The 6,466-nt window shown below is 75.8% G+C and carries 7 protein-coding genes; 4 read left to right on the plus strand and 3 right to left on the minus strand.

Annotation, left to right across the window (positions count from 1 at the left end; translation table 11 throughout):
• Positions 1 to 4: 4 nt before the first annotated feature.
• Together ACFQ80_RS18760 and ACFQ80_RS18765 are read right to left on the minus strand one after the other, a co-directional pair.
• Entirely contained in the window at positions 5 to 1,615 is a 1,611-nt protein-coding gene (locus tag ACFQ80_RS18760; RefSeq protein ID WP_430564705.1) for a multicopper oxidase family protein, read from the minus strand.
• Positions 1,612 to 2,076: a hypothetical protein gene (locus ACFQ80_RS18765; protein ID WP_430564706.1), complete on the minus strand. Its 465-nt coding sequence runs from the start codon at positions 2,074 to 2,076 to the stop codon at positions 1,612 to 1,614. Before ACFQ80_RS18765 ends, ACFQ80_RS18760 begins: the two co-directional genes overlap by 4 nt.
• 136 nt (positions 2,077 to 2,212) lie before the next feature.
• Here ACFQ80_RS18765 and ACFQ80_RS18770 point away from each other — a divergent pair, with 136 nt between their 5' ends.
• The 3 genes from ACFQ80_RS18770 to ACFQ80_RS18780 all read left to right on the plus strand — a co-directional run bounded on the left by ACFQ80_RS18770 (position 2,213) and on the right by ACFQ80_RS18780 (position 4,676).
• The gene (locus ACFQ80_RS18770; RefSeq protein ID WP_430564707.1) at positions 2,213 to 3,379 is read left to right on the plus strand and encodes a sensor histidine kinase; all 1,167 of its coding nucleotides are present in this window, start codon (positions 2,213 to 2,215) and stop codon (positions 3,377 to 3,379) included.
• Positions 3,376 to 4,032: a response regulator gene (locus ACFQ80_RS18775; RefSeq protein WP_430564708.1), complete on the plus strand. Its 657-nt coding sequence runs from the start codon at positions 3,376 to 3,378 to the stop codon at positions 4,030 to 4,032. The genes ACFQ80_RS18770 and ACFQ80_RS18775 overlap by 4 nt, the downstream gene beginning before the upstream one ends.
• Before the next feature lie 62 nt (positions 4,033 to 4,094).
• Positions 4,095 to 4,676, plus strand: a complete 582-nt coding sequence (locus ACFQ80_RS18780) for a dihydrofolate reductase family protein (RefSeq protein ID WP_430549181.1) — start codon at positions 4,095 to 4,097, stop codon at positions 4,674 to 4,676.
• A 7-nt stretch (positions 4,677 to 4,683) separates the two neighbouring features.
• Here ACFQ80_RS18780 and ACFQ80_RS18785 read toward each other — a convergent pair whose 3' ends face one another.
• Complete coding sequence (locus ACFQ80_RS18785; RefSeq protein ID WP_430564709.1) at positions 4,684 to 5,337, minus strand: DNA-binding response regulator; 654 nt, start codon at positions 5,335 to 5,337, stop codon at positions 4,684 to 4,686.
• Positions 5,338 to 5,435: 98 nt separating this feature from the next.
• On the opposite strand from ACFQ80_RS18785, the gene ACFQ80_RS18790 reads away from it, so the two are divergent.
• Positions 5,436 to 6,407, plus strand: coding sequence for an oxidoreductase (locus ACFQ80_RS18790; RefSeq protein ID WP_430564710.1), 972 nt, complete (start codon positions 5,436 to 5,438; stop codon positions 6,405 to 6,407).
• Positions 6,408 to 6,466 lie beyond the last annotated feature (59 nt).

Raw genomic sequence — 6,466 nt, forward strand, 5'->3', positions numbered from 1 at the left:
CACGTCACCCGTGGTCGTGCGCCGCGGCCGCGCCTCGCGGCCCGTACCCGTCGCCCACCACGGGACCGGAGGCGTCGTGCCCGCCGTCGTGCCCGGCGTCGTGACCCGAGAGCGCCGCCGACGGCCCCGGCCCGGCGTCGGACCCCGGCTCGACGACGAGGAGCTGGCCCATCATCCCCTCGTCCTCGTGCAGCAGCATGTGGCAGTGGTACATGTACGGCAGCACGTCGTCCGTGTAGTCCTCGAACCGCATCAGCAGCCGGTAGGTGCGGCGCGGCTCCAGGTAGACGGTGTCCTTCGGGCCCGCGAGCTCGGGCGGCGGCGCCTGGCCGTCGACCGTGAGGACGCGGAACTGCACGTCGTGCACGTGGAAGCTGTGCGGCATGGGGATGGTGTTGCGCACCTCCCACACCTCGGTGCTGCCGACGGTCGCGACCTCGTCGATGCGCCCGGCGTCCATGCGCTCGCCGTTGATGGTGCGCTCGTCGAGGTCGAACGTGCGGGTCACGGTCGCGTCCTCCTCGTGCAGCGCGTCCTCGGCGGCGTGCTCCGACGGCCCCCACGACGGCACCGGCGAGGGCGCGAGCTCGTCCGCGGCACGCAGCTCCAGCACGTCGAACGCGTCGTTGCCGCCCATCGCGAACGGCGCGGCGACGCTGCCCAGGTCCGTCTCGGCGGAGCGCAGCCGCGTCGTCTCGCCCGGCGACATCGCGACCACCACCTCCGCCCGCTCGCCCGGGGCGAGCCGCACCCGGTCGAGGCGCACCGGGGCGTCGAGGAGCCCTCCGTCCGTCGCGACGAGGACCATCCCCCGGTCCGCGAACCCGAGGGAGTACGTGCGGGCGGTCGACCCGTTGAGCAGCCGCAGCCGCACCCGATCGGTCGTGACCTGCTGGTACGCCCCCGCGACGCCGTTCGTCACGACCGTGCCGCCGAGCGTGCCCGGCTCGCCGCCGTCGTCCTCCAGCACGAGCCGCCCGGCGTCGTCGAGCACCTTGTCCTGCACGACGACGGGGACGTCGTCGACGCCGTAATCCTGCGGCAGGTCGGCGGCCCGCGACGCGTCGTCGTCGAGCAGGAACAGCCCGGCCAGGCCGCGGTACACGTGCTCCTCCGTCTCGCCGTGCGGGTGCGGGTGGTACCAGAGCGTCGCGGCGGGCTGGTCGATCCGCCAGGTGGGCCGCCACGTGGCGCCCGGCTCCACGGGCTGGTGCGGGCCGCCGTCCATCGCGGCGGGCAGGTGCATGCCGTGCCAGTGCACGGAGGTCGTGACGTCGAGGTCGTTGGTCACCTCGACGGCCACCTTCTCGCCCCGCTCCGCCCGGAGCGTGGGGCCGAGGTACGGCCCGTCGAAGCCCCAGGTCGGGGTCCGGGTGCCGGGCAGCAGCTCGGCCGTGCCCTCCTGCGCGGTGAGGCGGAACGTCCGCACGCCGTCCACCACGTCGGACTCCGCGAGCGGCGGGACCGGCAGCGCGCGGTCGAACGCCGGCTCGTCCACCGGCGTCACGGAGCCGGGGATCGCGCCGCACCCCGAGGCCACCAGGGGGACGACGGCGGCGAGCGCCGCCGCGCGCAGCACCGCGCGGCGCGTCGGTCGTCGTGCCGGCGTCGTCATCGGGCGCCGCCGCGGGCCTTCTGGACGCCGAGCGCGACGACGCCCGCGAGCGCGCCCCAGCCGGCGTCCATCGCGAGGGCGGGGAGCGCCGTCCAGGCCGGGGCGCCGTCGTCGCCGAACCCGACCGACATGCCGCCGAACAGGGTCGAGACGAGCAGGGCGACGACGCCGAAGGCGAGGCCCGTCAGGGTCAGGGTCGCGACCGGCCGGGGCACGCGGCCGAACCCGACCACCCCGATCCACACGACGGCGGTGAGCGCGACGATGCCGAGCGCGCGCGGCGCGCCCGTGCCGCCGAGGCCCGTGAGCCCGGTGAGCGGCCAGAGCAGCGCCATCGACGCGAGCCCCGCGACGAGCGGCCAGGAGATGCCGGCGCGCGGCGGCGCCGTCATCGAGGGCGGCGCCGAGGGCTGGGGGCGGGGCTGGGGAGCGGGCTGGGGAAGGTGCTGGTTCGAGGTCATGCCCCGACGATCCCCGTCGCCCGGGGGCGCCACATCGGCCCGGGAGCGTCTCCTGCTGTCGCCCGGGGGCGACACCGACCCTGACCGGACCCGGACCACCCCGCCGCCGAGCAGTGGCGGCGCCTAGCCTGGCGGCATGACCTCGTCCGTGACGGCGCCGCCGAGTCCGTGGGTGACCGACGTCGTCCTGGCGCTGGCGTCGACGCTCGTCGTCGCGGTCGTCATCGCGGCCGACCCGTCGGGCCAGGGCGACGCCGGCGCGGCGGCCTACCTGTTCGCGGTGGGGTTCGGCGCGCTGGTGCTGCTGCGCCGCGTCGCCCCGCGCACGATGCTCGTGCTCACGTTCCTCGGCGTGTGCGCGTACTACGCCCTCGGCTTCGCGCCGATCGGCATGGTGCTGCCCGCGGTCACCGCGCTGTACGCGGCGGCGGAGCGCGGCCGGACCGGCTGGGCGGCCGGTACCGGCGTCGTGCTCGTCGCGGTCGCCACCTGGTTCCGCGTCACCGGCGACGACGTCGACCCGAGCGCCGCGCTCACGGCCTACGACCTGGTCACCAACGTCGCGCTCACCGCGGCGGCGGTCGCGCTCGGCGTCGCCGTCCGGCTGGCGCGCGAGGCCCGTGAACGCGCCGCGCTGGTCCGCGAGCTCACGGCGGAGCAGGAGGCGCACGCCGCGCAGGAGCGGCTGCAGGCGGAGCGGCTGCGCATCGCCCGCGACCTGCACGACACCGTCGGGCACCACCTGTCCGTGGTGGCGCTGCACGCCGGCGTCGCGGACGAGGCGGTCGGGCGGGACGACGTCGCCGCGCGCGACGCGCTCGCCCGCGTCCGGGAGGCGGCGTCAGGCACCCTCGACGAGCTGCGGGCCACGGTGAAGGTGCTGCGCGAGCCCGCGCCCGGCGCCGCGCCGCGCGGCGCCCTCGGCCTGGCGGGCCTCGACGGCCTCGTCGCACCGGTGCGGGCCGCGGGCGTCGACGTCGAGGTGGTCGACGCCGTCGCGCCCGGCGCCCTGGGCGACGCGATCGACGCCGCCGCGTACCGCATCGCCCAGGAGGCGCTGACCAACGTGCTGCGCCACGCGGACGCCCGGCACGTCCGGGTCGAGGCGGACGTCGACGACGGACGCCTCCGCCTGGCCGTGACCGACGACGGCCGCGGCACCGGTCCCGCCCCCGGCACCGGGGCAGGGCTGGCCGGGATGCGCGAGCGCGCGGGCCTGCTGGGCGGCCGGCTCACCGCGGGCGACGCGCCGGGCGGCGGGTTCGCCGTCGTCGCGGACCTCCCGGCGAGGCTGGACGCATGATCCGGGTGGTGCTGGTCGACGACCAGGAGCTGGTGCGCGCCGGGCTGCGACCGCTGGCGGAGCTCGACGGCGACATCACGGTCGTCGGCGAGGCGGCCGACGGCCGTGCCGGCCTGTCGCGGGTGCGCGAGCTGCGGCCCGACGTCGTGCTGATGGACGTGCGGATGCCCGCCCTGGACGGCATCGGGGCGACGCGGGCGATCGTCGAGGACCCGGCGCTGCGGGACGTCCGCGTGCTCGTCCTCACCACGTTCGACGAGGACGAGCACGTGGTCGAGGCGATCCGCGCGGGCGCGGCCGGCTATCTCCTCAAGGACGTCTCCCCCGACGACCTGCGCGCCGCGATCCGCACCGTGGCCGCCGGCGACTCGCTGCTGTCCCCCGCCGTCACGGCCGCGGCGATGCGCGCCGTCGCCGCCGCGCCACGCCGGCTCGACGACGTCGCCGTCGCCGGCCTCACCGAGCGCGAGCGCGAGGTGCTCGTGCGGGTGGGCCGCGGGCTGACCAACGACGAGATCGCCCGCGACCTGTACCTCAGCCCCGCCACCGCGCGCACGTACGTCAGCCGGCTGCTCACGCGGCTCGACGCCCGCGACCGCGCCGCGCTCGTCGTGCTGGCCTACGAGACGGGACTCGTGCGCCCGGGCGGCTAGGACGCCGAAGTCGTACAGTCATGTTCAAGAACTGCGGCGGCCTGCCGACCGAGGAGCTGACCATGGCCACGACCTACACGTTCGACGTCTTCTCCAGCCTGGACGGGTTCGGCGCCGCGCACGGCGACTGGACCGGCTACTGGGGCAAGCAGGGACCCGAGCTGCTCGAGCACCGGCTCCACCTGTTCGACACCGAGCAGCGGATGGTCCTCGGCGCCACCACGTACCGGGCGTTCGTGCAGATGCTCGCCGCGGGCACCGCCGACTCCGACGTGCGCGACCCGTGGGTCACCCGCATGGTCCGCACGCCCGCGACCGTGGTGTCGAGCACCCTGCGCGAACCCCTCGAGTGGCCGGGCGGCGCGACCGTCGCCGCCGGCGACGCGGTCGACGTCGTCGGCCGGCTCAAGCAGGAGTCCCCCGTGCCCCTGCGGTCGCACGGCAGCCTGTCGCTCAACCGGGCCCTGATGGCCGCGGGCCTGGTCGACGAGCTCCGGGTGACCCTGTTCCCGGTGATCACCGGGCAGACCGGCGTCGACCCGCTGTTCCGCGGGGCCGCGGACTTCGACCTCGAGCTCGTGGAGACGCGCACGCTCGACGGCCGCACCCAGGAGCTCGTGTACGTGCCCACCCGGCACGGCTGAGGACCGCTCAGACCAGGCCGAGCTCCCGCGCCCGCACGCCCGCCTGGAACCGCGAGCCCGCGCCGAGGGCCGCCATCAGCTCGGCGACGCGGCGGCGGTACGTGCGCACCCCCATCCCCATGGCACGGGCGGCGGTCTCGTCCTTGACGCCCTGACCGAGCAGGTCGAGCACCTGGGGCGCGATCGCGCGGATCTCGGCGATGCCGGCGTCGAAGACGGCGAGGTCGGTCGCCGACCGCCAGGCCGCGTCGAACAACGAGGTGACGCCCTGCACCGCCTCGGGCTGCGTGATCACGCTGTAGGAGCGGCGCCCGGCCTGGAGGTCGCCCGCCAGGATCACGAGCCGGCGGTCCAGCACGATCGTCTCGTTGATCTCGTCGGTGGTGATGCGCACCTGCGCGCCGTACCGGTCGCGCAGCAGCTTGAGGTGCCGGGTGGCGACGGGGTCGAGCAGGACGCCGGACCGGTAGACCTTGCGGACGGTCGCCGCGCCCCGCGGCGGACGTTCCGCCGCGAGACCCTCCGCCCGGTGCGCCGCCTGCCAGGTGAACAGGTCGTTGGCGGCGCACGCCACGTCGGTCGCGGTGGCGAACAGGTGCGCGGTGCGGGCGAGGAGCTCCTCCTCGCCCCGGACGATCGTGACGGCCTCTCCGGTCTGCATGCCCTCGATCCTGCACCCGGGTGGCAAGGTCCTGCCAGGGGCGGCAACAAGCTGCCATCCGCGTCCGTCCCGGCGTGACCGCGGCAAGGCTGGACGGCATGACGACCTCGACCACAGCCTCCACCACCACCACCGCCACCACCGCCACCACCCCCACCACGGTGTCCGCCGCCGTTCCCGACGCCGCCGCTGCCGGCACCTGGCAGCTCGGCGACCGCACCGTGAACCGGCTCGGCCTCGGCGCCATGCGGCTCGTCGGCTCCTTCGGGTCCGCGACCCCCCGACCGCGCGAGGACGCGATCGCCGTGCTGCGCCGCGCCGTCGAGCTGGGCGTGAACCACGTCGACACCGCCGCGTTCTACTTCTTCCCGACGAGGTCCGCGAACGAGCTGATCGGGGCCGCCCTGCAGCCCTACGCCGACGACCTGGTGATCACCACGAAGATCGGCGCCTCCCAGTCCCGCGACGGCGCCTTCGAGCCGTACGCGCGGCCCGACCAGCTGCGCAGCCAGGTCGAGGAGAACATCCGCCAGCTCGGACTGGACCAGCTGGACGTCGTGAACCTGCGCTGGGGCACCGGCCTGGGGCGCGAGCCCGGGTCGGTGGCCGAGCACGTCGGCGCCCTCGCCGAGCTCCGCGACGCGGGCCTGGTGCGGCACGTCGGCGTCTCCAACGTGCTGCCGGAGCAGCTCGAGGAGGCGCTGGAGATCACGCCCGTCGTGTGCGTGCAGAACCGGTACGGACTCACGGAGCGGGCCGACGACGGCCTCCTCGCCCGGTGCGGCGAGCTCGGCATCGCATTCGTGCCGTTCTTCTCCATGGGAGCGGCCGTTCCCGGGGCGGTGCCGGGAGGAACCCCGGACGAGACCGGTGCGGAGCAGGTGGCCGCCGTCGCCGCACGGCACGACGCGACGCCGACCCAGGTGCGGCTCGCGTGGACCCTGCACCGCGGGCCGCACGTCCTCGCCATCCCCGGCACCGGGAGCGTCGCGCACCTGGAGCAGAACGTCGCCGCCGCGGCCCTGCGGCTCACCGACGACGACCTCGCCGTCCTCGACGCGATCGCCTGACCCCACCGAGCACCGCCGAACAGGCGGTTGTGCACCTTCTGACGTCTCAGAAGGTGCAC

The organism is Isoptericola sp. NPDC056578 (assembly GCF_042793275.1).
In the GTDB taxonomy this organism is placed as follows: Bacteria; Actinomycetota; Actinomycetes; order Actinomycetales; family Cellulomonadaceae; genus Isoptericola.

Excerpts from the sequence above, each read along its gene's own strand:
- ACFQ80_RS18765 (WP_430564706.1), bottom strand. The coding sequence starts at position 2,076 with ATGACCTCGAACCAGCACCTTCCCCAGCCCGCTCCCCAGCCCCGCCCC.
- ACFQ80_RS18785 (WP_430564709.1), bottom strand. The coding sequence starts at position 5,337 with ATGCAGACCGGAGAGGCCGTCACGATCGTCCGGGGCGAGGAGGAGCTC.
- ACFQ80_RS18760 (WP_430564705.1), bottom strand. The coding sequence starts at position 1,615 with ATGACGACGCCGGCACGACGACCGACGCGCCGCGCGGTGCTGCGCGCG.
- ACFQ80_RS18770 (WP_430564707.1), top strand. The coding sequence starts at position 2,213 with ATGACCTCGTCCGTGACGGCGCCGCCGAGTCCGTGGGTGACCGACGTC.
- ACFQ80_RS18790 (WP_430564710.1), top strand. The coding sequence starts at position 5,436 with ATGACGACCTCGACCACAGCCTCCACCACCACCACCGCCACCACCGCC.
- ACFQ80_RS18780 (WP_430549181.1), top strand. The coding sequence starts at position 4,095 with ATGGCCACGACCTACACGTTCGACGTCTTCTCCAGCCTGGACGGGTTC.
- ACFQ80_RS18775 (WP_430564708.1), top strand. The coding sequence starts at position 3,376 with ATGATCCGGGTGGTGCTGGTCGACGACCAGGAGCTGGTGCGCGCCGGG.